The sequence below is a fragment of the Klebsiella sp. 1SOBk5mer genome, assembly GCF_046603115.1.
GTDB lineage: Bacteria > Pseudomonadota > Gammaproteobacteria > Enterobacterales > Enterobacteriaceae > Klebsiella > Klebsiella quasipneumoniae.
Map to the genome: position 1 here is coordinate 296396 of NZ_JBKIUU010000005.1, position 23511 is coordinate 319906.

The 23511-nt window shown below is 62.8% G+C and carries 22 protein-coding genes; 4 read left to right on the forward strand and 18 right to left on the reverse strand.

From position 1 onward, the window contains the following. Window positions 1–84: 84 nt before the first annotated feature. Together sfsA and thpR are read right to left on the reverse strand one after the other, a co-directional pair. Window positions 85–801: a DNA/RNA nuclease SfsA gene (sfsA, locus tag ACLH1U_RS14230; RefSeq protein WP_023292014.1), complete on the reverse strand. Its 717-nt coding sequence runs from the start codon at window positions 799–801 to the stop codon at window positions 85–87. Further along, on the reverse strand, window positions 801–1337 hold the full coding sequence (thpR, locus tag ACLH1U_RS14235) for an RNA 2',3'-cyclic phosphodiesterase (protein ID WP_023292015.1): 537 nt from the start codon (window positions 1335–1337) through the stop codon (window positions 801–803). Before thpR ends, sfsA begins: the two co-directional genes overlap by 1 nt. A gap of 72 nt (window positions 1338–1409) precedes the next feature. Between thpR and hrpB the strand changes: the two genes are divergently transcribed. Continuing rightward, window positions 1410–3839, forward strand: a complete 2430-nt coding sequence (gene hrpB, locus ACLH1U_RS14240; protein ID WP_309319509.1) for an ATP-dependent helicase HrpB — start codon at window positions 1410–1412, stop codon at window positions 3837–3839. A gap of 47 nt (window positions 3840–3886) precedes the next feature. Here hrpB and ACLH1U_RS14245 read toward each other — a convergent pair whose 3' ends face one another. Genes ACLH1U_RS14245 through ACLH1U_RS14310 form a run of 14 tightly spaced genes read right to left on the reverse strand, consistent with a single transcriptional unit; the run spans window position 3887 to window position 15630 of the window. Further along, complete coding sequence (locus ACLH1U_RS14245; RefSeq protein ID WP_411299308.1) at window positions 3887–4687, reverse strand: prepilin peptidase; 801 nt, start codon at window positions 4685–4687, stop codon at window positions 3887–3889. 14 nt (window positions 4688–4701) lie between these two features. After that, window positions 4702–5430: a type II secretion system protein N gene (locus ACLH1U_RS14250; RefSeq protein ID WP_023292018.1), complete on the reverse strand. Its 729-nt coding sequence runs from the start codon at window positions 5428–5430 to the stop codon at window positions 4702–4704. Beyond that, window positions 5420–5905 carry a type II secretion system protein M gene (locus tag ACLH1U_RS14255; RefSeq protein ID WP_023292019.1) on the reverse strand — a complete coding sequence of 162 codons (486 nt, stop codon included), beginning with the start codon at window positions 5903–5905 and terminating at the stop codon, window positions 5420–5422. The genes ACLH1U_RS14250 and ACLH1U_RS14255 overlap by 11 nt, the downstream gene beginning before the upstream one ends. Further along, the gene (gene gspL / locus ACLH1U_RS14260; protein ID WP_048296714.1) at window positions 5898–7094 is read right to left on the reverse strand and encodes a type II secretion system protein GspL; all 1197 of its coding nucleotides are present in this window, start codon (window positions 7092–7094) and stop codon (window positions 5898–5900) included. Before gspL ends, ACLH1U_RS14255 begins: the two co-directional genes overlap by 8 nt. Further along, window positions 7087–8067, reverse strand: a complete 981-nt coding sequence (gspK, locus tag ACLH1U_RS14265) for a type II secretion system minor pseudopilin GspK (RefSeq protein ID WP_077259115.1) — start codon at window positions 8065–8067, stop codon at window positions 7087–7089. Before gspK ends, gspL begins: the two co-directional genes overlap by 8 nt. Then, complete coding sequence (gene gspJ, locus ACLH1U_RS14270) at window positions 8064–8660, reverse strand: type II secretion system minor pseudopilin GspJ (RefSeq protein WP_023292022.1); 597 nt, start codon at window positions 8658–8660, stop codon at window positions 8064–8066. The genes gspK and gspJ overlap by 4 nt, the downstream gene beginning before the upstream one ends. Further along, a complete protein-coding gene (gene gspI / locus ACLH1U_RS14275; RefSeq protein WP_032452553.1) occupies window positions 8657–9022 on the reverse strand; it encodes a type II secretion system minor pseudopilin GspI in 366 nt (121 codons plus the stop codon). The genes gspJ and gspI overlap by 4 nt, the downstream gene beginning before the upstream one ends. After that, window positions 9019–9534 (reverse strand): type II secretion system minor pseudopilin GspH, encoded by a 516-nt coding sequence (gene gspH / locus ACLH1U_RS14280; protein WP_285203299.1) that lies wholly within the window; start codon window positions 9532–9534, stop codon window positions 9019–9021. The genes gspI and gspH overlap by 4 nt, the downstream gene beginning before the upstream one ends. Then, the gene (gene gspG / locus ACLH1U_RS14285) at window positions 9534–9956 is read right to left on the reverse strand and encodes a type II secretion system major pseudopilin GspG (RefSeq protein WP_002889054.1); all 423 of its coding nucleotides are present in this window, start codon (window positions 9954–9956) and stop codon (window positions 9534–9536) included. Before gspG ends, gspH begins: the two co-directional genes overlap by 1 nt. 20 nt (window positions 9957–9976) lie before the next feature. Beyond that, window positions 9977–11191 (reverse strand): type II secretion system inner membrane protein GspF, encoded by a 1215-nt coding sequence (gene gspF, locus ACLH1U_RS14290; protein ID WP_023292025.1) that lies wholly within the window; start codon window positions 11189–11191, stop codon window positions 9977–9979. A gap of 1 nt (window position 11192) precedes the next feature. Then, entirely contained in the window at window positions 11193–12686 is a 1494-nt protein-coding gene (gene gspE, locus ACLH1U_RS14295) for a type II secretion system ATPase GspE (RefSeq protein WP_044521064.1), read from the reverse strand. After that, window positions 12683–14656: a GspD family T2SS secretin variant PulD gene (gene pulD, locus ACLH1U_RS14300; protein WP_023292027.1), complete on the reverse strand. Its 1974-nt coding sequence runs from the start codon at window positions 14654–14656 to the stop codon at window positions 12683–12685. The genes gspE and pulD overlap by 4 nt, the downstream gene beginning before the upstream one ends. A 9-nt stretch (window positions 14657–14665) precedes the next feature. Next, window positions 14666–15508 (reverse strand): type II secretion system protein GspC, encoded by an 843-nt coding sequence (gene gspC / locus ACLH1U_RS14305; RefSeq protein WP_279763287.1) that lies wholly within the window; start codon window positions 15506–15508, stop codon window positions 14666–14668. Further along, the gene (locus ACLH1U_RS14310) at window positions 15493–15630 is read right to left on the reverse strand and encodes a hypothetical protein (RefSeq protein ID WP_032429281.1); all 138 of its coding nucleotides are present in this window, start codon (window positions 15628–15630) and stop codon (window positions 15493–15495) included. Before ACLH1U_RS14310 ends, gspC begins: the two co-directional genes overlap by 16 nt. A gap of 184 nt (window positions 15631–15814) precedes the next feature. Here ACLH1U_RS14310 and pulA point away from each other — a divergent pair, with 184 nt between their 5' ends. Next, window positions 15815–19105, forward strand: a complete 3291-nt coding sequence (gene pulA, locus ACLH1U_RS14315) for a pullulanase-type alpha-1,6-glucosidase (RefSeq protein ID WP_044521070.1) — start codon at window positions 15815–15817, stop codon at window positions 19103–19105. A 255-nt stretch (window positions 19106–19360) separates the two neighbouring features. Next, a complete protein-coding gene (gene gspB, locus ACLH1U_RS14320) occupies window positions 19361–19918 on the forward strand; it encodes a type II secretion system assembly factor GspB (protein WP_285203298.1) in 558 nt (185 codons plus the stop codon). A gap of 39 nt (window positions 19919–19957) precedes the next feature. Here gspB and gspS read toward each other — a convergent pair whose 3' ends face one another. Together gspS and ACLH1U_RS14330 are read right to left on the reverse strand one after the other, a co-directional pair. Continuing rightward, on the reverse strand, window positions 19958–20332 hold the full coding sequence (gene gspS / locus ACLH1U_RS14325) for a type II secretion system pilot lipoprotein GspS (RefSeq protein ID WP_023292031.1): 375 nt from the start codon (window positions 20330–20332) through the stop codon (window positions 19958–19960). Between the two features lie 62 nt (window positions 20333–20394). Beyond that, window positions 20395–20556, reverse strand: coding sequence for a hypothetical protein (locus tag ACLH1U_RS14330; RefSeq protein ID WP_048336420.1), 162 nt, complete (start codon window positions 20554–20556; stop codon window positions 20395–20397). A gap of 363 nt (window positions 20557–20919) precedes the next feature. Here ACLH1U_RS14330 and mrcB point away from each other — a divergent pair, with 363 nt between their 5' ends. After that, a complete protein-coding gene (gene mrcB, locus ACLH1U_RS14335; protein ID WP_032452783.1) occupies window positions 20920–23481 on the forward strand; it encodes a bifunctional glycosyl transferase/transpeptidase in 2562 nt (853 codons plus the stop codon). The last annotated feature ends 30 nt before the right edge of the window (window positions 23482–23511 follow it).

The following is a 23511-nucleotide window of genomic DNA, read 5'->3' on the forward strand; positions in this document are numbered from 1 at the left end:
GATAGCAATTATCTAAACGTTACACTTGACAACCCTGTGAAGAAAAGCGTATTCGCGCTTGCGACCCGAACACTATTTAGCCACTTATTTACCGGGGTTTAACACCACGGCGATCGGCTTATTCAGAGTCATCCTCGTCGTAGAAAGTTCCGCTTTCCAGGCGAGAATTTCCACCCCCTTGTCGCGGGCTTCTGTTAACAGCTGTGCGTATCTGGCATCAATATGATGCGCGGGAGAGAAACGGTCAATTGCCGAATGCAGGACGGCAAATAAAATCACCGCGCGGTCGCCATTTGCCGCGACGGCCATCAGCTCCCGCAGGTGCTTCTGACCGCGCGTGGTCACCGCATCGGGAAAATAACCGTATTCTTTCTCCGCCAACGTAACCGATTTCACTTCAATATAGCAGTTTTGGCGATCATCTGCCTGTAACATAATATCGATACGGCTATTCTCTGCGCCGTATTTCACTTCGCTTTTCAGCTGGTTATAGCCTGAAAGTTCAGGGATTATTCCGGCGGAAATCGCCTCTTTCGCCAGCGTATTCGCGCGCAGCGTATTGACGCAAATAACGGCGCCCTGCTGCGTTTCAGTTAATTCCCAGGTGTGGGCATATTTGCGCTTCACATTGTCAGAGGTGGAATACCAGACGGTGTCGCCCGGGGCGGCGCAGCCGGTCATCGCCCCGGTATTCGGGCAGTGGAGCGTCAGCTCGCGGCCATCGGGGGTCACCACGTCGGCAAGAAATCGTTTGTAACGTTTAAGCAAAATGGCGGGCTGCAACGGCGGATCAAACTGCATCAACTTTCCTTATCAAACGGATAATGTTCCAGCGCCGTGTAGCGCGTGCGCCCCCGGCTAAAGCTGGATTCATAGAGCACGAACTCGTTCACCGGAAACGTCCAGCGAAAGCCGGGCGGCGGGATCGGCACCGCCTGGCGGGCGTCGCGCCACAGGGTAATATGCGGATGAAACGGCTGCGGACTCTGATAGCAGCCGCTGCGCGCCGCCTGAGCGCGCAGCATGCTGGCGAGCTGCAGCAGGCCGCGCGGCGGCTGACGGGTCCCGAGCCAGACCACCCGCGAGCGCAGCCACTGTCCGGCATCGTCCAGCGTCAGGGTAAAGCCCGGCGGCTGGAGGCGGCCGGCGAGGGCGGTCAGCGCCCGCTGTTTTTCCGCGCTCACCTCGCCGAGAAACGCCAGCGTGAGGTGAAGGTTATCCGCCGCGACGGGCCTGCCGGCATCCTCCGGGAAGTGCGTTGCCCGCCACTGGACAATCTGTTTGCGGATGGCAGGCGGCAGTTCAATCGCAAAAAACAGCCTTTTCGGCTCAGACATGATAGAGACTCGGTAATGAATTAGGGGGATGCTACAATGCGAGCCCCTGAATGTTAACCCCCGGAGCCTTTTGTGTCCTCATTGCCGGTTGCCGCCGTCCTCCCAGAACTGTTATCCGCCCTGCAGCATGCGCCGCAGGTTTTGCTCAACGCGCCGACCGGCGCCGGGAAGTCGACCTGGCTGCCGCTGCAGATCCTTGCCGAGGGCAACATCACGGGACGCATTATCCTGCTGGAGCCGAGGCGTCTGGCGGCGCGCAATGTCGCGCAGCGGCTGGCTGAACTGCTCGGCGAAAAGCCGGGGGAGACCGTGGGTTACCGCATGCGCGCCGAAACCTGCGTCGGACCGCAGACCCGCCTGGAGGTGGTCACGGAGGGGATCCTGACGCGCATGATCCAGCGCGATCCCGAGCTGACGGGCGTGGGGCTGGTGATCCTTGATGAGTTTCACGAGCGCAGCCTGCAGGCGGATCTGGCGCTGGCCCTGCTGCTTGATGTCCAGCAGGGGTTACGTGACGATCTCAAACTGCTGATTATGTCGGCGACCCTCGATAACGAGCGCCTGCAGCGTCTGCTGCCGGAGGCGCCGGTGGTGGTCTCGGAGGGGCGCGCTTATCCGGTGGAGCGTCGCTTCAGCCCGCTCTCCGCTCACCAGCGTTTTGATGAGGCGGTGGCGGTAGCGGCGGCGGAGCTCCTGCGGCATGAACAGGGGTCGATGCTGCTGTTTCTGCCCGGCGTCGGCGAGATCCAGCGCGTTCTCGACCAGCTGACGGAGCGCGTGGCGGAGGATGTCATCCTCTGTCCGCTGTATGGCGCGCTGCCCCTGAGCGAGCAGCGCAAAGCGATCCTCCCGGCGCCGGCCGGGAAGCGCAAAGTGGTGCTGGCCACCAACATTGCCGAGACCAGTTTGACCATCGAGGGCATCCGCCTGGTGGTCGACAGCGCCCAGGAGCGGGTTGCCCGCTTTGACCCGCGCACCGGCCTGACCCGGCTGGTGACGCAGCGCATCAGCCAGGCATCGATGACGCAGCGCGCCGGACGCGCCGGTCGTCTCTCCCCGGGGATCTGCCTGCATTTGCTTGGCAAAGAACAGGCCGAACGAGCGGCGGCGCAGAGCGAACCGGAGATCCTGCACAGCGATCTGTCGGCGCTGTTGCTGGAGCTGCTGCAGTGGGGGTGCCACGATCCGGCTGCGCTGGCCTGGCTGGATCAGCCGCCGGCGGTGAACCTGGCCGCCGCGCGCCGCCTGCTGGAGGCGCTCTCGGCGCTGGACGGCGAGCGGCTGTCGGCGTTTGGCCGCAAAATGGCGACTCTCGGCAACGAGCCCCGGCTGGCGGCGATGCTGGCCGCTGCGCAGACCGATGACGAGGTGGCGACGGCGGCCAGGCTGGCGGCGATCCTCGAGGAGCCGCCGCGCGGCGGGCTGGTGGATTTGGCCGCCGTTTTTTCCCGTCAGCAGGCCAACTGGCAGCAGCGGGCGCAGCAGCTGATGAAGCGTCTGGCCTGCCGCAGCGGACAGCCCGACGCCGGACGAATGGCCGCGCTACTGGCGTCGGCCTTCGCCGACCGCATCGCCCGTCGCCGCGGTCAGGAGGGACGCTATCAGCTGGCGAACGGCATGGGCGCGATGCTTGACGCCGACGACGCGCTGGGCCGCCATGAGTGGCTGATCGCCCCGCTGCTGCTGCAGGGCAGCGCCTCGCCGGATGCCCGCATGCTGCTGGCTCTGCCGGTGGATATCGGCGAGCTGATCGCCGCCCGTCCCGAGCTGGCGCAGCGTTCCGACACGGTGGAGTGGGATGAAGCGCAGGGGACGCTGAAAGCCTGGCGGCGGACCGTGACGGGCCAATTGGTGATCAAGACCCAGCCGCTGGCGAAGCCATCTGAGGCGGAGCTGCATCAGGCGATGCTCAACGGTATTCGTGAGAAAGGCCTTGCGGTGCTCAACTGGACGCCAGAGGCCGGGCAGCTGCGACTGCGGCTTCAGTGTGCGGCGCAGTGGCTGCCGGAAGAGGCATGGCCCACGGTGGATGACGCTTCGCTGCTGGCCTCGCTGGAGGCATGGCTGCTGCCGCAGATGAACGGCGTTCACTCGCTGCGGGCGCTGAAGGCGTTGGATCTGCGTCAGGCGCTACAGGACTGGCTGCCGTGGCCGCTGCGCCAGAAGCTGGATCGCGAGCTGCCGACGCACTATACCGTGCCGACCGGCAGCCGTCTGGCGATCCGATACCATGCGGAGAACCCGCCGGCGCTGGCGGTGCGTATGCAGGAGATGTTCGGCGAGGCCACGACGCCGGTTATCGCCGAGGGGCGGGTGCCGCTGGTGCTGGAGCTGCTGTCGCCCGCCCAGCGTCCTCTGCAGATCACTCGCGATCTCAGCGCCTTCTGGCAGGGAAGCTACCGCGAGGTGCAAAAAGAGATGAAGGGACGTTATCCGAAACACGTCTGGCCGGACGATCCGGCCAACGCCGCCCCGACCCGGCGCAGCAAAAAATATTCGTAGCCCCAGGCGCCGGGCGGCATTCTGCCCGGCCAGACGAACCACTCACGCTAGACCATCTGCTGCCAGAGAAAAACGCCCCCTCCCGCCAGCGCCAGCCAGGGGCCGAAGGCCAGCGGCTGCTGCAGCGACTGCCGGGTCCACAGGCGCTGCAGCAGGGTCCATGCCAGCCCGCTGGCCGAGGCGAGCAACAGCACCTGCGGCAGAGCCTGCCAGCCGCACCAGGCGCCCAGCGCCGCCAGCAGCTTAAAATCGCCATAGCCCAGGGCCTCTTTGCCGGTCAGCAGGCGGAACAGCCAGTAGACCGACCACAGCGCCAGATAACCGGCCATCGCCCCGGCGACCGCGTCCGGCAGCGCAATGTACACCTCGTTAAGATTAAACAGCAGTCCGGCCCACAGCAGGGGCAGGGTCAGGCGATCGGGCAGCAGCTGGGTCCGGGCGTCAATCCGCGCCAGTATCAGCAGGAAGGAGAGCAGCACCAGGCCGCCCGCCAGCGCCAGGCCCGGCGCGAGCAGCACCCCGGCGAGGATAAACAGCAGGCCGGTGGCCAGCTCGGTCAGCGGATAGCTCCACGAGATACGCGCCTGACAGCAGCGGGCGCGACGGCCTAGCCAGAGGAAGCTGAGCAGCGGGATATTGTCCCGCCAGGCTATCGGCTGGCGACACTGCGGGCAGGATGAGCCCGGCGTGCTGAGGGTTATCGGCTCGTCGTCCGCGGTTTGGGTCAGCATGCGCGGCAGACGGTAGATCACCACGTTGTAAAAGCTGCCCAGCGCCAGGCCGAACAGCAGCAGGAAACCATACCAGACAAGGGGAAAATGCAGCGATAATGCGGCTAATGTCGTCATTTTTGCTCCTTTAATCACCATTTTCCCTGCAGCTGCCACGGCGTCGGGCCCGGGGCGTTTTTCGCCATCGGGCGGGTGACCAGCAGCGCCAGCAGGGGCGGCATCCCCTGACGGGGCTGTAGCGTACCGCGAAACAGATAGCGGCCATCGGGCGACAGGGTTCCCTGGCCGCTGAGGCTCAACTGATGAGAATCCTGACGGATGGCCAGCGCCACGGCGCCGTTCGCCGTACAGCTTAAGGCGCCACTGACCTGGGCCAGCTCCAGGCTACCGACCGGAGAGTGCAGCCGGGCCTGACGCCACTGCGCGCGTCCGGCGGTGATTTGCCGGCAGCGCCCCTCGCTGAAGTGCGCTTCGGCCAGGCTGAAAGTGACCTCTCCCTCGGCGCTGACGGGCATAGTCGGCGTTAGCCAGCGACCAAGCAGGCTGGCGGGGGCGGTGAGCCGCCCCTCCTGCAGACGCAGATCGCGGATGCCCCACAGCCGGGCCTGGCCCTCCACGCCGCGGGGATCGCTGAGCGCGATCTGCCAGCCAGCCAGGGTAAGCGACCACGTCAGCCGCTCAAGCCGCACGCCGCGCCAGGAGACCGACTGCGCCGCGCCGCGCCAGATGCTGCCGCTAAGGTTGGCCACCTGTACCTCGGGCGGCAGCATCGGGACTAACAGACGCGCCGGGGCGGTGGCGGTCAACCACAGCAGATAGAGCGCCAGCAGTAGCCCACCTGCGAGCCCGTTAGCTTTCATCGTCGCGCTCCAGCAGCAGATGGTTGACCGTGACCCAGCCCGGCCGCGACGGCTGCCCGGTTACGGACAGCGAGACCGCGTTGACGCCGCGCATCGCCGGGGCGTCCAGCCAGTCCATTAGCGCCTGGAAGGCGCAGGGCTGAAGGGTGACCTGCAGACGTTTCCCCTGCGGCTGCAGACGAACGACTTCCAGCCCGTGGCTCGCCGCCTCGCGCATCACCAGCGCGGTGAGCGCCTCTTTTGCCGCCGGCGCGGGCTGCTGGCTGAGCTGCTGCAGGCGCGGACCCTGCTGCGTCATCCAGCGCAGGCTGGCCTGCTCTTTCACCAGGGTTTGCCGCCACTGCGCCTCGCGGGCCCGCCAGGGCTGCCACAGCCCGTACCAGAGGGCGCAGGCTGTCAGCAATCCCGCCAGGCCGAGCAGCAGGCGCTGCTCGGACAGCGTGCGCTGCCGCCACCAGATGAGCAGATTAGCCATCGTTTTCCTCCAGCGTCAGCTGTCCCTCAATGCCATCCGGCCTGGTGGTCATGTCGCCTGGCCGGACGCGAAACCGCGGCTGCGCTCGCTGGGTAAACTGCTCCAGCGCCCGGGAAGAGGCCGCGGCGATATCCAGCTGCAGACGGTTGCCTGCGGCATCCCAGCTCAGCGCCCGCAGGCGGATCCCCGGCGTTTCGCTGATGATGTTTTGCAACGCGCTGAGGCGGTCGACGAGGGGGGCATGCTGCGCCTGACGGGCAAGGGTTTGCAGATGCTGCTGCATCTGCAGTCGCGGGTTAATCACCTTTTTCTCCGTTGGAAACCAGCGATGATAGTAGGCCCGGCTGGCCTGCCGGGCGGCCTCGGCCTGACGCGCCAGATCGCGATGATCCAGCACGCTGTTCACCGCCAGCAGCAGCGCCAGGGCCAGCGCGGCATACCGCGCCGGACGCCAGCTCGTCTGATCAGGCCGCCGACGGCGGACGGCGAACTCCCCCTGCAGCAGACTGAGCTTCTGCGCCGCCGGATGACTTGCGGCGAGGGAGAGCAGCGTCTGCGCAGGCTGCGCCCGCCATTCTCCCGGCGCCGCGGGGGGCGGCGAATAGCTGTCGATGACGTGCTCTTCCGCCTCGCCCTGCAGCAGCTCCGCCAGCCAGGGGCTTTCCGCCGCCATGCCGGCCCATGGCTGGTGGCGGATCAGCCACTGGTCGTCCGCCTGCACCGCGCTCCACGCCGGCGGTTGCCAGGGCAGGGCCAGCACATCGGGCGTCAACGCCAGGGGCCGTAGCGAGAGCGACTCGCAGCGCGCCAGCCAGTCGCGCATTTTTTGCCGCTGCACGGCGACGATCTCGCACTGGGCCTGCTGGCGGTGGAGCAGGGCAAAATGGGTGGCTTCCACCTCGTCGGCCAGCTGCTCTTCCAGCAGGAAAGGGGCCACCTGCAGCGGCGGTTTACGCAGGCCCGCCGGCAGGGTGAGGGTGTGAAACGCGCAGTCGCTGGCCGGGATCAGCACCCAGGCCGGGTAATGCGCCGCCAGCGTCGGGAAAGGGCTGGCGTCGTCAGCCGGCCACCGGCCGCTGGCTTCGTGGTGCGGCTCGCCGGGGGCGAAGAGTTGCCAGTGCAGCGGCGCCTGCCCGGGGGCGAAGCGCACGATCAGCATGGCCTGGGGGGAAGCGTTAAACTTATTCATCAACCACCATAGAAAGTCCGTATCGCCGCTGGACGACGGTAAAGGCGCGCCCCTCCTGTTGCAGGACGCTGTGCAGCTGAAAGCGAAGGTTGCCGGTCACCACGGTGAAGGCGGCGATAAAGCGTGTGCTGTGCACCGTCAGCCAGGGACGGGCGAGCGTGGTATCGGTTTTCTGCAGCGTCGGCTGCGCGAGAAAGGCGGCGACGCTGCTCCACCCGGTTCGCGGGCGGTTGTGCAGCAGCTGTTGCGCCTCCTGCAGCGTCAGATCGCCGGGAAAGAGGGCCGCCAGCAGGGCGGCCTGGGAGGGGCGCAGGGTGTTGACATTGACCTGCAGCGCATCATCCGGCTGGACGCAGACGAAGGGGAGCAGGCGCTGATAGAGCGCGGCGTCCATTCCGGCCAGCAGGCGCAGCTCGCTGACATCCTGCATCGGCTGGTTGGCGGCGAGATAGCCCGGGGTTTGCGCCATATAGACCTCGTCTTCCGCGCCGTTCAGCCGCGGCTGGCCGTCGCTGTCCGTCCAGTCGCCGAGGGCGGCGGCTATCTGGCTGGCGCGCAGCGGCGACTCGCCGAGCAGCGCCAGCAGCCGGGCGAAGACGTCGGTCGGGTAGGGCGTACCGCCGCTGGTCTCATCCGCGCGATGGTTGATGGCATTGAGATTAAAGCAGGCGTGCCCGTCGCGGATCGTGGCGAGGATTTCGCCATCGTCGAGGGTAAAGCGGCGCCCCTCCTGCGCCCAGGTTTGCGCCAGGTTCGTTTGACTGGGCGAGTCCAGCGCGTCGCGTTGCAGTAGCGCGGCGGCCATGTTTTCCGCCGCCAGGGCGTACCATCTGGCCTGCAGATTATCGAGGGTCACGGCGGTGTGTTGATACATGACCGAGGTGCGTTCGGTCATGGCGCTGGCGAGGATCATCATCAGGGCGAGGATGAACAGCACCATCAGGAGCGCGACGCCGCGTTGCCGATTTTTCACTGGCCGCCTCCCGGGGTGAGTAAAAACAGGCGGGTTATCTCCCCGCTGTTCGCCAGCGTCAGGGTGATCTCCAGCCCCTGCGGCAGCGACTGCGAGCGGTCCCAGGTCTCCTGCCAGCGCCCGTCGGCATAAAACCGCAGGCGAAACGCCGTCACCTCGCGCAGCAGCACCCGGACCGTCGGCTGGCTGCCGGTCAGCGGATCCTGCTGATCGAAGCTGAGTCGTTCAAGCTGCTGCTGGCGCAGGCGGTAGCTGACGTTCTGGATCTCCGAGCGCGGGAGGATCCCCAGCGGATTCGGCCAGCCGCTGCGGCTGAAGGCCAGCCCCCAGTCGTCGCTCTGCAACTGGAAACGTCCGGCGAAGAAAAGCGTGTCGCTGTTTCTGGCGCGACGGGGAATGATGTGCGTGACATCATCGGCGATCTGGCGAAAGGCGCGCTGGAGGGCGGCGATCTGCTGGCTCTTCTCGCGGGTCAGGCCATCGGCGCGGATGACGTTCTGCAGCACCATCACGGCGGCGGCGCTGAGGACGGCGAGGATAGCCAGCGCCAGCAGCGTTTCAATCAGGGTGAAACCGCGCATTTTCGTTATCATGGCGACGTCACCCAGGTGCGAAGCGTCGCCAGCGGCGCGGGATCGCTTTTTTGCCGCCGGACCTCCACGTCCAGCGCCCGCAGCTGCGGCAGCGCGGTTTCCACCCCCTGCCAGCGGACGAACCAGCGCGTCCCGGCGGCCTCCACGGTGGTTTCGGACCAGCTGAGGGCGGGCCAGCGTTTCTCCAGCCGCAGCTGCACCAGCTGATTATCCGCCAGCCAGCTGGCGAGGATTTTCTCTTCCATACGCCCAAGCTGGCGCGTCTGCTGCAGGGTGGACTGCATCACCGCCAGGCCGGCGAGGGCGAAAATCACCAGCGCGACCATCACTTCGATAAGCGTCATTCCGCTCTCGCGTTTCATGGCTGCTCCCGCGCCGCCAGCGGCTGACTGTCGCCCTGGGCGTCGATGTTGATGCCCGTCGCGGTGTCAATCCGCAGCTGAAACGGCGTGACTTCGCCGCCGGGGAAGATGATCACGTCGGGCTGCTCGCCCGGCGTCCACGCCTGGCCGTCGGGAAAGCGCAGCATCAGCCTGGCCTGCGGGAGGGTTTCCGCCGTGGTGGCGCGCCCGGCCTGCAGCGGCAGCCACTGCGCGTTGCCCCAGCGGTCGTCAGCCGCCGCCGGGGCGCCTTCGTCTGCAGGCTGCAGGCGCATAAACTGCCAGCGGTCAGGGTGGATGACGATCCCGAAGAGCTGGCCGGTTTGCTGCCCGCGCTCGCGGACAAAGTCCAGCTGCGCCTGAAAGCGCGCCAGGATCTGCGCGGCCTCCTGGGTACGGGCGGAGGGAAACGCCAGCAGCACCATGCTGGCGCTGACGCCGATCAGCAGCAGGACCAGCATCATTTCCAGGAGGGTGAAACCGCGCTGAGACACTATTTCTTCCCGAGGGTCCAGTTGCCGATGTCGTCATTGGTGTCGGGCATCCCGTCCGGGCCGACGCTGAAGACGTCGATGGCGCCATGCTGACCGGGGCTTAACAGCTGATACTCATTTCCCCACGGGTCCTGCGGCAGGCGGCGGATATAGCCCCCTTCCGGGTAGTTGCGGGCATGCGGCTCGGCGGCCGGGGCGGTTACCAGCGCCTGCAGTCCCTGTTCGGTATTCGGGTAGCGGCTGTTGTCCAGCTTATACATGTCCAGCGCCCCCTCGAGCGCCACCAGATCGCTGACCACCTTCTGGCGGTCCGCTTTCTCCTTGTTGCCCATCAGGTTAGGTACCACCAGGCTGGCGAGGATGCCGAGAATGACGATCACCACCATAATTTCCAGTAACGTGAAGCCGCGTTGCCGTTGCATAGTTTTCTCCATTAATACAGTCACATACTCATAAGGGTATTCAGTTGCAGGATCGGCTGCAGGATGGCCAGCACGATAAACAGCACCATGCCGGCCATGGTGACCACCAGCAGGGGTTCAAACAGGCTGAGGGACATCTGGATCTGCGCGCTCAGCTCCCGGTCCTGGTTCTCCGCCGCGCGCTCCAGCATGGCGGTCAGCTCACCGCTCTGCTCGCCGCTGGCGATCATGTAGCGCATCATCGGCGGAAACAGCGCTGTGGCCTCCAGCGCGCGATGCAGGCTGACGCCCTCGCGCACCGATTCGCTGGCGGTCTCCAGCTGGCTGCGCGCCCAGGCATTGCTGAGGACGCCGGCGCTGATGCGCATCGACAGCAGCAGCGGTACCGCGCTGGCGTTGAGAATGCTTAAGGTGCGGGCGTAGCGCGCGCTGTTGACGCTGCGCGTCACGCGGCCGATGACCGGCAGACGCAGCAGCGCCCGGTCCCAGGCGAGCCGCCGGGCGGGCTGGCGCAGCAGATAGCGCAGCCCCAGCAGCGCCAGGAATGACAGCAGCACCAGCCAGGGGCCCGCGCTGCGCACAATGTCGCTCAGGCTCATCAGCAGCCGGGTAGAGAAGGGCAGGGCCTGTTTTAGATGGACAAACTGCTCGACGACTTTCGGCACCACGGTGGAGAGCAGAATGGCGATCACGCTGATGGCGACCAGCGTCAGCACGATGGGGTAGATCATCGCCTGTAGCAGGCGGGCGCGAAGCTGCTGGCGCTGCTCGGTATAGTCCGCCAGCCGGTTCAGCACGCCGTCGAGATGGCCGGAGGTTTCGCCGGCCGCCACCATGGCGCAGAACAGGCCATCGAAGCAGGCGGGATAGGCGCGCATCGCCTCCGCCAGCGAATGGCCTTCAAGCACTTTGCTGCGCACCCCAGCCATTAACGTTCTCAGCGACGCCTTTTCGCACTGCTGGGCGACGGCATCGAGCGCTTTTTCCAGCGGAATGCCGGCGGCGACCAGGGTGGCCAGCTGGCGAGTGAGCAGGGCTAAATCACCGGCGCTGGTGCGCCGGGCGATCAGCCCGCCGCGCCACAGCCGGCTCGCCGGGTCGGCGGCGGCCACTTCCAGCGCCAGCCAGCCCTTGTCCCGCAGCAGCTGGCGGGCGTGGCGGGCGGAGTCGGCCTGTTGAACGCCGCGGCGGGTTTTGCCCTGCGCGTCCAGCGCCTGATAGCGAAAGAGGGCCATCTCAGACGCTGTCCGCCGTTTGCTGTTCGGTGACCCGCATCACCTCCTCCCAGCTGGTGATCCCCGCCAGCGCTTTATCGCGCCCGGCATGGCGCAGGGTCTGCCAGGCTGGCCCCAGCTGCTGGATCAGGGTGATCTCATTTTCGCCGCGGTGGATGGCGGCGCGGACGCGGTCGTCAATGAGCAGCAGCTCGTGAATGCCGGTGCGTCCGCGATAGCCGGTGAAATTACACCGGGCGCAGCCTTTTGGCTGCCACAGCGGCGTACCGGCCGGGACCGCCATCTGCCGGGCGGCGTCAGCATCCGCCTGCCAGGGCTGACGACAGTGCGGGCACAGCCGACGCACCAGCCGCTGCGACATCACCGCCAGCAGCGAAGTAGAGAGTAAAAAGGGCTCCACCCCCATATCCTGCAGGCGGGAAACGGCCCCCAGCGCGCTGTTGGTGTGCAGCGTCGACAGCACCAGGTGGCCGGTCAGCGAGGCCTGGACGGCGATCTGGGCGGTTTCGCCATCGCGGATTTCGCCCACCAGCACCACGTCCGGATCCTGGCGCAGTATGGCGCGCAGGCCGCGGGCGAAGGTCATCTCGACTTTGGCGTTGACCTGGGTCTGGCCGATACCTTCCAGCTCATACTCCACCGGATCTTCAATGGTCATGATGTTGCGCTCCCGGGCGTCGAGGCGGCTGAGGGCGGCGTAGAGCGTTGTGCTTTTCCCGGATCCGGTCGGTCCGGTGACCAGAATGATGCCGTGTGGCCGGGCGATCAGCGCGTCGACCTGGTCAAGCAGGGCGGGGGGCATGCCCAGCGTCTGCAGATCCAGGTTGACGCTGTTTTTGTCCAGCAGGCGCAGCACCACGCGTTCGCCGTGGCTGGAGGGCAGGGTGGAGACGCGCACGTCTATCGCCCGCCCGCCGATACGCAGCGCCATGCGGCCATCCTGGGGCACCCGTTTTTCGGCAATGTCCAGGCTCGCCATCACCTTGATGCGCGAAATGAGCAGCGCGGCCAGCCGCCGCTGCGGGCGCAGAATTTCCCGCAGCACGCCGTCGACGCGAAAGCGAATTTGCAAATGGCGCTCATAGGTTTCGATATGGATATCGGAGGCTTTCTCTTTGATGGCCTCGGTGAGCATGGCGTTGATTAGACGGATAATCGGCGCATCGTCTTCGCTGTCGAGCAGATCGTCGGTATCCGGCAGCTCTTCGGCGAGGGTATAGAGGTCAAGCTCATTGCCGATGTCGGCCATCATCCGGTGCGCTTCCGCCGAGTCGCGCTGATAGCTGAGCACCAGCACTTTCTCGAACGCTTCCGGCGCCAGACGGCTGACGCTCATCGGTCCGTCCGCCAGGCGGCGCGCTTCCAGCAGCGCCCGGGCGGCGGTATCAGCGCGGCACAGCGCTTCGCAGCGTTCGCCGTCGCTGAGCAGCACCAGATGGTGCGCGCGGGCCCACGCGAAGGGCAACAGCGGACGGCGTTCGGCGGCTGGCGTCATGGGCGGCCTCCGAGGTTAAAGGCGTCAATGGCGGCGCTAACCTGGCGGAAGGCCTGGGTCTCCTGCTGCGGATAGATGTGCAGCAGATCGTTGCTGAGCGATGCTTCACTGCTCTCTTTGCCCCGCTGTTTGGTTTGCGCATCGTTGAAGGCGGTGTACTGGCCGGAGGAGGCCCGGCGGTACTCATCGCGGTCGCGAATAATGGTCGGGCGGATAAACAGCATCAGGTTGCGTTTCGACACTTTCTTGCTGTCGGAGCGGAACAGCGCGCCGATCACCGGGATGTCGCCGAGCAGCGGCACTTTATCGGCGCTATCGGTGACGCTTTTATCCAGCAGCCCGCCAACCACCACCGTTTCGCCGCTGCCCACCAGCACGGCGTTATTCACCGTCCGGGTATTAAAGGTCGCCCCGAGATCGCTGCTGGTGCTGGAGGCCGAATCGGCGACGCTCGATACCTCCTGCTCAATCTCCAGCAGCACGGCATCGCCTTCGTTAATCTGCGGCTTCACCTTCAGTTTAATGCCCACGGTTTTGCGCTCGACGGTATTGAAGATGTTGTCGCCGGAGGTGGTTTGCGAGCCGGTTAACACCGGGACTTCCTGGCCGACGTTGAAGGTGGCTTGCATATTGTCGAGGGTGACGATGCTGGGGGTGGCCAGAATATCGTTCTTGGTACTGCTGGAGAGGGCGGTGAGCAGCATCGCCCAGTTCCCCTGGTAGAAGCCGGCGGCGATACCGTTAAACGAGCCGAGGGCGCTGGCCAGCGAGCTGCTGATGGTACCGTCTTTGTTGTACTGGTTGGCGCCGGCGATCGCGGTGGAGATCGGCAATCCGCTGTTGGTAAACTGGGTCATGCCGGCGTTTTTATTGGCCCACTGGATACCGAGGTTGAGTCCGTCGGCATCCTGCACTTCGGCGATAATCGCCTCCACCAGCACCTGCGGGCGGCGGATATCCAACTGGGCGATCACCCGCTCCAGATCGTTCATCACGTCCGGCGCCGCGGTGACGATCAGGGCGTTGGTCTGGCCGTGGGCTTTGATAATAATATTTTTATCGATCGCGGCCACCGGCTTGGCGCTTTGCTTATCGTTCTGCAGCGAGCTGCTGATCCCGGTCAGGACCTCCACCAGATCGGCGGCTTTGGCGTACTTCAGGTAGATCACTTTGGTGTTGCCCTGCACCGCCTGCTGGCGGTCGAGCTGTTTGATCATGGCGATAATGCGCTGGCGCGAGTTTGGCTCGCCGCTCACCAGCACCGAGTTGGTGCGCTCATCGGCCACCACGTTCGCCACCATCGATCCCGGCAGCGCCGACTTGCTGGTGTCTTTATTGAGTTCGGTAACCAGTTTGACCACCTCCGCGGCGGAGGCCCAGGAGAGAGGCACGGTCACCACGCTGCGATCCCCGGCGTTGTCGACGCGTTCGACAATGGTCAGCAGGCGTTTGATCACCGCCGCGCGGCCGGTCATCAGCAGGACGTTGGAAGGTTCATAATGGACCACGCTGCCGGCGCCAGCGTTATCGTTCAGCTGGCGGAGCAGCGGCGCGAGATCGCGAGCGGCGACGTTGGTCAGGGGCACCACCCGGGTGACGACCTCATCGCCTTCGCCCGGCGCGGCCTCGCTGGCGACCGGAACGGCCGAGGTCTTGGCATCTTTGGCGCGGACCACCTTCAGCACGCCGTTATTCATATTAATCACGGCGAAGCCATATACATCCAGCACGCTGAGGAAGAATTGATAATATTGCTCTTCATTGAGCATATCGTAACTGCGCACGGTGATAGTGCCGCGTACGCTGGGATCGATAATCACCGTTTTATTCAGGTTTTTGCTGACGGTATTGATAAATTCCTGGATATCGGTGCCTTTAAAACTGGCGGAAAATTCCTCCGCGGCGGCCGGAGAAAATAGCAGCGGGGTTAATATCAGCAGCGCAGGAAGCATTTTTCGCAGGCGTTTCATGGTTGGCAATTATTCATCCCCCAGGGAGAAAGCAATATCGTGTCGTTGGCCTTCCCGCTCAACGGTTAGCGTTATTTCGGTCATATCGGCCAGATTCTGCAGCGCCTGTTGCGCTTGTTCCTGATCGCGTAAATCGATGCCATTTAAGGCGATCGCCAAATCATTTGCCTGCAGGCCGGCCTGGCGAAACAGCGAGGCGTCTTTGCCAGGGTTAAGTCGGTAGCCCTGCAGTTTGTCGCCGCTGAGTACCGGCGAAATCGTTAAATAAGTGAGGATATTTTGCGGCTGCTCACGGAGTCGCTTCATAAGGGGCGGACGGGGCGCGGCGGCGGGCGATGACGACGACGCGCGGGTATCGTTAAATAATAAAATGGCCTCCTGGCGCCCCTGATAGTTGACGATGATCCGGTCTGGCAGGATGGCAGCGATCTGTGCATCGTATCCCGGGGTGGTATCGCCGACGCTAAGGCTAACCTGCTGATTTCCTTTTTCAATAATCGCGATGGAACGCGCCGGGTTGCTGCTGGCGAGCAGCCCGGCCAGGCGTAGCTTCAGGCTGGAAACCGGCACCTGATCGAGGCTGGTGGCCTCCGCTGGCGCGGGGGGATTTTTCATCGCCAGGCCAAACAGGGTAAACGCGGGCCGCACGTTTTTTAATTCCGGTTCCGCTGCCGGAGGCGCAGTTAACGGCAGGGCGGAAATATCCTCAGAACTGACAGGGAATACCACTCGCCAGGTTAATTTCGCCAGCTGCGGAATGGCGGTTATTAATATGATGAGCGTCACAATTCGGGGTAATAATTTAATTATCCCTTTATTTATATTTGTTAACCCCATCACAGAAATTGGCATTTTAATCCCTTTGCTAATTTATTTTTCTGCACGCTGGCGTAATACCCTACCGAAACAGGTAGGTGATTATTGGCTTTTGAATGAATTATTGCCGGAGAGTGGCGATAAGCGTGGCGAATCATAATCAGTTTGCGGTTTGCGGTCGTCATTCCCTTTATTCATTTACTCCCCCGGCTTCCTACGCCCCCCTCTCATTTGTGGGGGATGATTGCGCCTGAGAAAGCAAAAATATCTAATTAGCGCGCTGTAAAGATATTCATCCTTTCTTACCTTTTATAATTTAATAAGCATATTAGGGACTATCGAATGCTCAGATATACCTGTCATGCCCTATTTCTTGGATCGTTAGTATTATTGAGTGGCTGTGATAACAGCTCTTCCTCCTCTTCCTCTGGCTCACCTGGCGAACCCGGTAATCCTGGCACGCCCGACCCGCAGGATGTCGTCGTCCGTTTACCGGACGTTGCCGTCCCTGGCGAAGCGGTACAGGCCTCTGCCAACCAGGCTGTCATTCACCTCGTCGATATCGCCGGCATCACCAGCAGCACGCCGGCCGACTATGCCAGCAAAAACCTCTATCTGTGGAATAACGAAACCTGTGATGCGCTGAGCGCGCCGGTGGCGGACTGGAATGATGTCAGCACCACGCCGACCGGCAGCGACAAATATGGCCCTTACTGGGTGATCCCGCTGACTAAAGAGAGCGGGTGTATCAACGTGATCGTCCGCGATGGCACCAATAAGCTTATCGACAGCGACCTGCGCGTCTCTTTCAGTGATTTCACCGATCGGACGGTATCGGTCATCGCCGGCAACAGCGCGGTCTATGACTCCCGCGCCGACGCCTTCCGCGCCGCCTTTGGCGTGGCGCTGGCCGATGCGCACTGGGTCGATAAGACCACTCTGCTGTGGCCGGGCGGGGAAAATAAACCCATTGTGCGTCTCTATTACAGCCACAGCAGTAAGGTGGCCGCCGACAGTAACGGCGAATTTACCGATAAGTATGTCAAGCTGACCCCGACCACCGTCAGCCAGCAGGTGAGCATGCGCTTCCCGCATCTCGCCAGCTATCCTGCCTTTAAGCTGCCGGATGACGTCAACGTCGAGGAATTGCTGCAGGGCGAGACGGTGGCGATATCCGCCGAAAGCGACGGGATACTGAGCTCCGCCACCCAGGTGCAGACCGCCGGCGTGCTGGATGATACCTATGCCGCCGCCGCTGAGGCGCTGAGCTATGGCGCCCAGCTAACTGATAGCGGCGTAACCTTCCGCGTCTGGGCGCCCACGGCGCAGCAGGTCGAGCTGGTGCTCTACAGTGCGGACAAGAAAGTGGTTGCCAGTCACCCGATGACCCGCGACAGCGCCTCCGGCGCCTGGTCCTGGCAGGGAGGGAGCGACCTGAAAGGCGCGTTCTACCGCTACGCGATGACGGTCTACCACCCGCAGTCGCGTAAAGTCGAGCAGTACGAAGTGACCGATCCCTACGCCCACAGTTTGTCGACCAACTCGGAGTACAGCCAGGTGGTCGATCTGAACGACAGCGCGCTGAAGCCGGAAGGCTGGGACGGGCTGACGATGCCGCACGCCCAGAAAACCAAAGCTGACCTGGCGAAGATGACGATCCACGAATCGCATATTCGCGATCTCTCCGCCTGGGATCAAACCGTTCCTGCGGAGCTGCGCGGTAAGTATCTGGCGCTCACCGCCCAGGAGAGCAATATGGTTCAGCATCTGAAGCAGCTGTCGGCCTCGGGCGTGACCCATATTGAGCTGCTGCCGGTCTTCGATCTGGCGACGGTCAATGAGTTCAGCGACAAAGTCGCCGATATTCAGCAGCCGTTCAGTCGCCTGTGCGAGGTCAACAGCGCGGTGAAGAGCAGCGAGTTCGCGGGTTATTGCGACAGCGGTTCGACGGTTGAAGAGGTGCTGACTCAGCTGAAGCAGAACGACAGTAAGGATAACCCGCAGGTGCAGGCGTTGAATACGCTGGTGGCGCAGACCGACTCCTATAACTGGGGCTACGATCCGTTCCACTACACAGTACCGGAAGGATCCTACGCCACCGACCCGGAAGGCACGGCGCGCATTAAAGAGTTCCGCACCATGATTCAGGCGATCAAGCAGGATCTGGGAATGAACGTCATTATGGACGTGGTGTACAACCACACCAACGCCGCCGGCCCGACCGACCGCACCTCGGTGCTGGATAAGATCGTCCCCTGGTACTATCAGCGTCTGAACGAAACCACCGGCAGCGTGGAATCAGCCACCTGTTGCTCCGACTCGGCGCCAGAGCACCGGATGTTCGCCAAGCTTATCGCCGATTCACTGGCGGTATGGACCACCGATTATAAGATCGATGGCTTCCGCTTCGACCTGATGGGCTACCACCCGAAAGCGCAGATCCTCTCGGCCTGGGAGCGCATTAAAGCGCTGAACCCGGATATCTACTTCTTTGGCGAAGGCTGGGATTCCAACCAGAGCGATCGCTTTGAAATTGCCTCGCAAATCAATCTCAAAGGCACCGGGATCGGCACGTTCTCCGATCGTCTGCGCGACGCCGTGCGCGGCGGCGGGCCGTTCGACTCCGGCGATGCATTGCGCCAGAACCAGGGCGTGGGCAGCGGGGCCGGCGTTCTGCCGAATGAGCTGACCACCCTGACCGACGATCAGGCGCGCCATCTCGCCGATCTGACCCGTCTCGGCATGGCCGGTAACCTTGCGGACTTCGTGCTGATCGACAAAGACGGCGCGGTGAAGAGAGGCAGCGAGATTGATTATAACGGCGCGCCTGGCGGCTACGCGGCTGATCCGACGGAAGTCGTGAACTATGTGTCAAAACACGACAACCAGACGCTGTGGGACATGATCAGCTACAAAGCCGCTCAGGAGGCGGATCTCGACACCCGCGTCCGGATGCAGGCGGTGTCGCTGGCCACGGTCATGCTCGGCCAGGGGATCGCCTTTGACCAGCAGGGCTCGGAGCTGCTGCGCTCCAAATCCTTTACCCGCGACTCGTATGATTCCGGCGACTGGTTTAACCGCGTGGATTACTCCCTCCAGGACAACAACTACAACGTCGGTATGCCGCGCAGCAGCGATGATGGCAGCAACTATGACATCATCGCCCGCGTGAAGGACTGGGTGGCCACCCCGGGTGAAGCCGAGCTCAAGCAGATGACTGCGTTTTATCAGGAGCTGACCGCGCTGCGTAAGTCATCTCCGCTGTTTACCCTCGGCGACGGCGCGACGGTGATGCAGCGTGTGGACTTCCGCAATACCGGCGCCGATCAGCAGACCGGTCTGCTGGTGATGACCATCGATGACGGGATGCAGGCTGGCGCCAGTCTGGACAGCCGCGTCGACGGCATCGTGGTGGCGATTAACGCCGCCCCGGAAAGCCGGACGCTGCAGGATTTCGCCGGCACATCGCTCCAGCTGAGCGCCATCCAGCAGGCGGCGGGCGACCGTTCGCTGGCCAGCGGCGTGCAGATTGCCGCTGACGGCTCGGTCACGCTGCCGGCCTGGTCGGTTGCTGTTCTCGAATTGCCGCAGGGCGAATCGCAGGGCGCCGGCCTGCCGGTGAGCAGTAAATAACGTGACGTGGGGCGCCCGTAAGGGCGCCTCTGGCTGATGACAAACCTGGTTTGATACTGTGCCGACTTTCTGCCGGGTGGCGGCTTTCGCCTTACCCGGCCTACGAAGGACTGCAATATCAAACCGTTATGCAGTTAGCTGTAGGCCCGCGCAAGCGCAGCGCCGCCGGGCAATCCCTGAAGATTGCGCTTTGTCAGCCGTTTGGGGCGCCCGTAAGGGCGCCTTCTCGTTATCGTGAGGGAACAGGAGATCGTGGTGATTGTTCGTGATGACAGTGAAAGAGGGATCCCCCCGCTGGTGGCGCATCAGCCGCCTTCCGCGCAGGCGGACGCGCCGGTGATCCGCGGCCGGATGGTGCAGATCCCAGGCTGGATTATCCCGCTGTATGCCGGATTATTATTCGCGCTCGGCTGGTTTGGCGGCGAGCAGTGGCGTCATCCGGCACCGCCGCAAACGCTGTCCTTGCCGGTGGCGCATGCGGCGCTTCTGCCGTTAACCGCTGCCGGAGAGGCCACGCCAAAGACGCCGCCGCCGGCGACAAAACCCAGCGCGCCCGCCGCGCCGGTGGTGGACAGCGATACGCTGCCGCCTCTGCGCTATAGCGCGCATGTCTACGCCTCGTTAGCGGAAAAGCGCAGCATTGTGTTAAATGGCAAAGCGTGGACGGAGGGCGACTCCCCGCTGCCCAATCTGGTGGTGGAGCAGATCCAGCAGGATGTGACGATCTTTAGCTTCAACGGCACGACCTTTACCCTCGCGGCGCTGGAGGACTGGCCCGGCGGGAAAATTGACGAGGAGCCGAAAGGCGAATAAGGGGCACGCGCAATAAAATGCGCGTTGAAGATATTTTGTTTAGTCGCCGCGCAGGCTGGCAATAAAGGGTGCAAGCTGGCGATTAAATTGACTGCACTGCGCGGCTTCCGGGGTGCTGTCCTGTAAAAGCTGTTGGTAAAGCCGGTCGCTATTTTGGCTTAACGTTGCCGGGTCAATATTTCCCCAGCCGCGCGCTTTGCCGACATTCACCGCCGCGCGATAAATAGCTTCATCGGCGGGCAGATCGCTACGATTACATTTATTCTTGAGATAGCGCGTTCCTGCCGCCACGGACGAGAGCTGCTCGAGCTGCGCCTGGCTACTGATGGCCGGACTGAGCGTTGAGGCGGGTTTCTGTTGGCAGCCAGAGAGCACTGCCACCACGCAAAGCGGAAATATAAGCGGAATGCGCATAGTAGAGTAATCAAAATAATGAATCACTGGCCGCTAGTTTAACAAATATTTCCCTGGTGTCATCATAAAATATGATTCTGCATAAATGTTAACAGGCTCTCATTTTTATTGGCAGAAACTCGATTAATCCCCTTTACTTCTTTCAGTAATAAACATTGGCGGCCGGAAAATATATTTTCTGCGGCAGATGATGTCGCCGCATTTGGCGTCAGGGCGAGCGTCATTTTTTATGTTATTAAAAAACATACTCTTTCCCATCTTGTTACGTGAGCACGAGGTAAAATGCTGGTTAAGAATGTCGCATTTTAGTGCTATCCTGTATGCCCTGAACATTACGTGCTATGTTCTGACTCATTCTGCCAATGATGCGTTTAACACAATGATTTTATGGTGAATTTTTATTGTTAGTATCATGTGAAACGAAGCAAACCAACCCTTTGAAAGGTGGGCGGCGCGTTCAGCCCGCCAGCAGGTTGTCGTCCCCAGGGTAAGCAGCCAGGACGTTAATTTGAGAGATTTCTTCTTCCTCTGAACAGGGGAAGTATTGAGAATCAGGCCTTTGCGCCTGAACGTTGCGGAGAAAAAGCATGGCGGGAGATGACCGCGAGCCTATCGGACGTAAGGGAAGACCCTCACGTCCGACAAAACAGAAAGTCACCCGTCGCCGGGTCCGGGAAGAGGACTACGACGACGAGTATGATGACGATGATTATGAGGATGAGAAACCGGTGCCGAGAAAAGGCAAAGGCAAAGGTGGCAAGCCTCGTCGTAAGCGCAGCTGGCTGTGGCTGCTGGTCAAGCTGGGGATTGTCTTCGCGGTGTTGATTGCCGCCTATGGCGTCTACCTCGACCAGAAAATCCGCAGCCGCATTGACGGTAAAGTCTGGGAGCTGCCGGCCGCGGTCTATGGCCGAATGGTGAACCTTGAGCCGGACATGCAGATCAGCAAAAACGAGATGGTGCGTCTGCTGAACGCCACCCAGTATCGTCAGGTCAGCGCGATGACGCGTCCCGGCGAATATACGGTGCAGGCCAACAGCATCGAGATGATCCGCCGTCCGTTCGATTTCCCGGACAGTAAAGAAGGGCAGGTGCGCGCGCGTCTGACCTTCGATGGCGACCATCTGGAAACCATCGAGAATATGGATAACAACCGCCAGTTCGGTTTCTTCCGCCTCGATCCGCGGCTTATCACCATGCTGCAGTCGCCGAACGGCGAGCAGCGTCTGTTCGTGAAGCGCAGCGGCTTCCCCGACCTGCTGGTGGATACGCTGCTGGCGACCGAAGACCGCCACTTCTACGAGCACGATGGTATCAGCCTCTATTCCATCGGCCGTGCGGTGCTGGCGAACCTGACGGCAGGCCGGACGGTGCAGGGGGCAAGTACCCTGACCCAGCAGCTGGTGAAAAACCTGTTCCTCTCCAGCGAACGCTCCTACTGGCGTAAAGCCAACGAAGCGTACATGGCGCTGATCGTCGACGCCCGCTACAGCAAGGATCGTATCCTTGAGCTGTATATGAACGAGGTGTACCTCGGTCAGAGCGGCGATAACGAAATTCGCGGCTTCCCGCTGGCCAGCCTGTACTACTTTGGCCGTCCGGTGGAAGAGCTGAGCCTCGACCAGCAGGCGCTGCTGGTGGGGATGGTGAAAGGGGCCTCGGTCTATAACCCGTGGCGCAACCCGAAACTGGCCCTTGAGCGACGCAATCTGGTGCTGCGTCTGCTGCAGCAGCAGCAGGTCATCGACCAGGAGCTGTACGACATGCTGAGCGCGCGTCCGCTGGGCGTGCAGCCGCGCGGCGGGGTGATTTCACCACAGCCGGCGTTTATGCAGATGGTGCGTCAGGAGCTGCAGGCGAAGCTGGGCGATAAAGTGAAAGATCTCTCCGGCGTGAAGATCTTCACGACCTTCGACTCGGTGGCGCAGGATGCCGCGGAAAAAGCGGCCACTGAAGGGATCCCGGTACTGAAGAAACAGCGCAAGCTGGCAGATCTGGAAACCGCCATGGTGGTGGTGGACCGCTTTACCGGTGAAGTGCGGGCGATGGTCGGCGGCGCGGAGCCGCAGTTCGCCGGCTACAACCGTGCGATGCAGGCCCGCCGGTCGATTGGTTCTCTGGCCAAGCCGGCGACCTATCTGACCGCGCTGAGCCAGCCGAACCAGTATCGCCTGAATACGTGGATCGCCGATGCGCCAGTGACCATTCGCCTGTCCAACGGCCAGACCTGGTCGCCGCAGAACGACGATCGTCGCTTCAGCGGCCAGGTGATGCTGGTGGATGCCCTGACCCGTTCGATGAACGTGCCGACGGTTAACCTCGGGATGGCGCTGGGCTTGCCGGCGGTGGTCGATACCTGGACCAAACTGGGGGCGCCGAAGAATCAGCTCAACGCCGTGCCGGCGATGCTGCTTGGCGCGCTGAACCTGACGCCAATTGAAGTGGCCCAGGCCTTCCAGACCATCGCCAGCGGCGGCAACCGTGCGCCACTCTCCGCCCTGCGGTCAGTGATTGCGGAAGATGGCACGGTGCTGTATCAGAGCTACCCGCAGGCGGAGCGCGCGGTGCCTGCCCAGGCGGCCTACATGACGCTGTGGACCATGCAGCAGGTGGTGCAGCGCGGGACGGGGCGTCAGCTGGGCGCGAAGTATCCGGGCCTCCATCTGGCGGGGAAAACCGGGACCACCAACAATAACGTCGATACCTGGTTTGCCGGGATCGACGGTAGCCAGGTGACCATCACCTGGGTGGGTCGCGATAATAACCAGCCAACCAAACTGTACGGCGCCAGCGGTGCGATGTCGATTTACCAGCGTTATCTGGCGAACCAGACGCCAACGCCGCTGGTGCTGACGGCGCCTGAAGACGTGGTCGACATGGGCGTGGACAGCAACGGCAACTTCGTCTGCAGCGGCGGTATGCGTTCGCTGCCGGTGTGGACGACGCAGCCGGATGCGCTGTGCCGCCAGGGCGAGATGATGCAGCAGCAGCAGTTGCAGCAGCAGGAAGCGAACAACCCGTTCAATCAGTCCGGGCAGCAGCCTCAGCAGCAACAGCAACAGCAGCAGCAGCAACAGCAGCCGCCGAAGCAGCAGGAGAAGAGCGACGGCGTCGCGGGCTGGATCAAGGATATGTTCGGCAGTAACTGATTTAAGCCCTAAGACCAGACCCCTTAAGAC

Excerpts from the sequence above, each read along its gene's own strand:
- sfsA (WP_023292014.1), bottom strand. The coding sequence starts at position 801 with ATGCAGTTTGATCCGCCGTTGCAGCCCGCCATTTTGCTTAAACGTTAC.
- thpR (WP_023292015.1), bottom strand. The coding sequence starts at position 1,337 with ATGTCTGAGCCGAAAAGGCTGTTTTTTGCGATTGAACTGCCGCCTGCC.
- ACLH1U_RS14245 (WP_411299308.1), bottom strand. The coding sequence starts at position 4,687 with ATGACGACATTAGCCGCATTATCGCTGCATTTTCCCCTTGTCTGGTAT.
- ACLH1U_RS14250 (WP_023292018.1), bottom strand. The coding sequence starts at position 5,430 with ATGAAAGCTAACGGGCTCGCAGGTGGGCTACTGCTGGCGCTCTATCTG.
- ACLH1U_RS14255 (WP_023292019.1), bottom strand. The coding sequence starts at position 5,905 with ATGGCTAATCTGCTCATCTGGTGGCGGCAGCGCACGCTGTCCGAGCAG.
- gspL (WP_048296714.1), bottom strand. The coding sequence starts at position 7,094 with ATGAATAAGTTTAACGCTTCCCCCCAGGCCATGCTGATCGTGCGCTTC.
- gspJ (WP_023292022.1), bottom strand. The coding sequence starts at position 8,660 with ATGATAACGAAAATGCGCGGTTTCACCCTGATTGAAACGCTGCTGGCG.
- gspI (WP_032452553.1), bottom strand. The coding sequence starts at position 9,022 with ATGAAACGCGAGAGCGGAATGACGCTTATCGAAGTGATGGTCGCGCTG.
- gspG (WP_002889054.1), bottom strand. The coding sequence starts at position 9,956 with ATGCAACGGCAACGCGGCTTCACGTTACTGGAAATTATGGTGGTGATC.
- gspF (WP_023292025.1), bottom strand. The coding sequence starts at position 11,191 with ATGGCCCTCTTTCGCTATCAGGCGCTGGACGCGCAGGGCAAAACCCGC.
- gspE (WP_044521064.1), bottom strand. The coding sequence starts at position 12,686 with ATGACGCCAGCCGCCGAACGCCGTCCGCTGTTGCCCTTCGCGTGGGCC.
- pulD (WP_023292027.1), bottom strand. The coding sequence starts at position 14,656 with ATGAAACGCCTGCGAAAAATGCTTCCTGCGCTGCTGATATTAACCCCG.
- gspC (WP_279763287.1), bottom strand. The coding sequence starts at position 15,508 with ATGCCAATTTCTGTGATGGGGTTAACAAATATAAATAAAGGGATAATT.
- ACLH1U_RS14310 (WP_032429281.1), bottom strand. The coding sequence starts at position 15,630 with ATGATTCGCCACGCTTATCGCCACTCTCCGGCAATAATTCATTCAAAA.
- pulA (WP_044521070.1), top strand. The coding sequence starts at position 15,815 with ATGCTCAGATATACCTGTCATGCCCTATTTCTTGGATCGTTAGTATTA.
- gspS (WP_023292031.1), bottom strand. The coding sequence starts at position 20,332 with ATGCGCATTCCGCTTATATTTCCGCTTTGCGTGGTGGCAGTGCTCTCT.
- ACLH1U_RS14330 (WP_048336420.1), bottom strand. The coding sequence starts at position 20,556 with ATGACGCTCGCCCTGACGCCAAATGCGGCGACATCATCTGCCGCAGAA.
- mrcB (WP_032452783.1), top strand. The coding sequence starts at position 20,920 with ATGGCGGGAGATGACCGCGAGCCTATCGGACGTAAGGGAAGACCCTCA.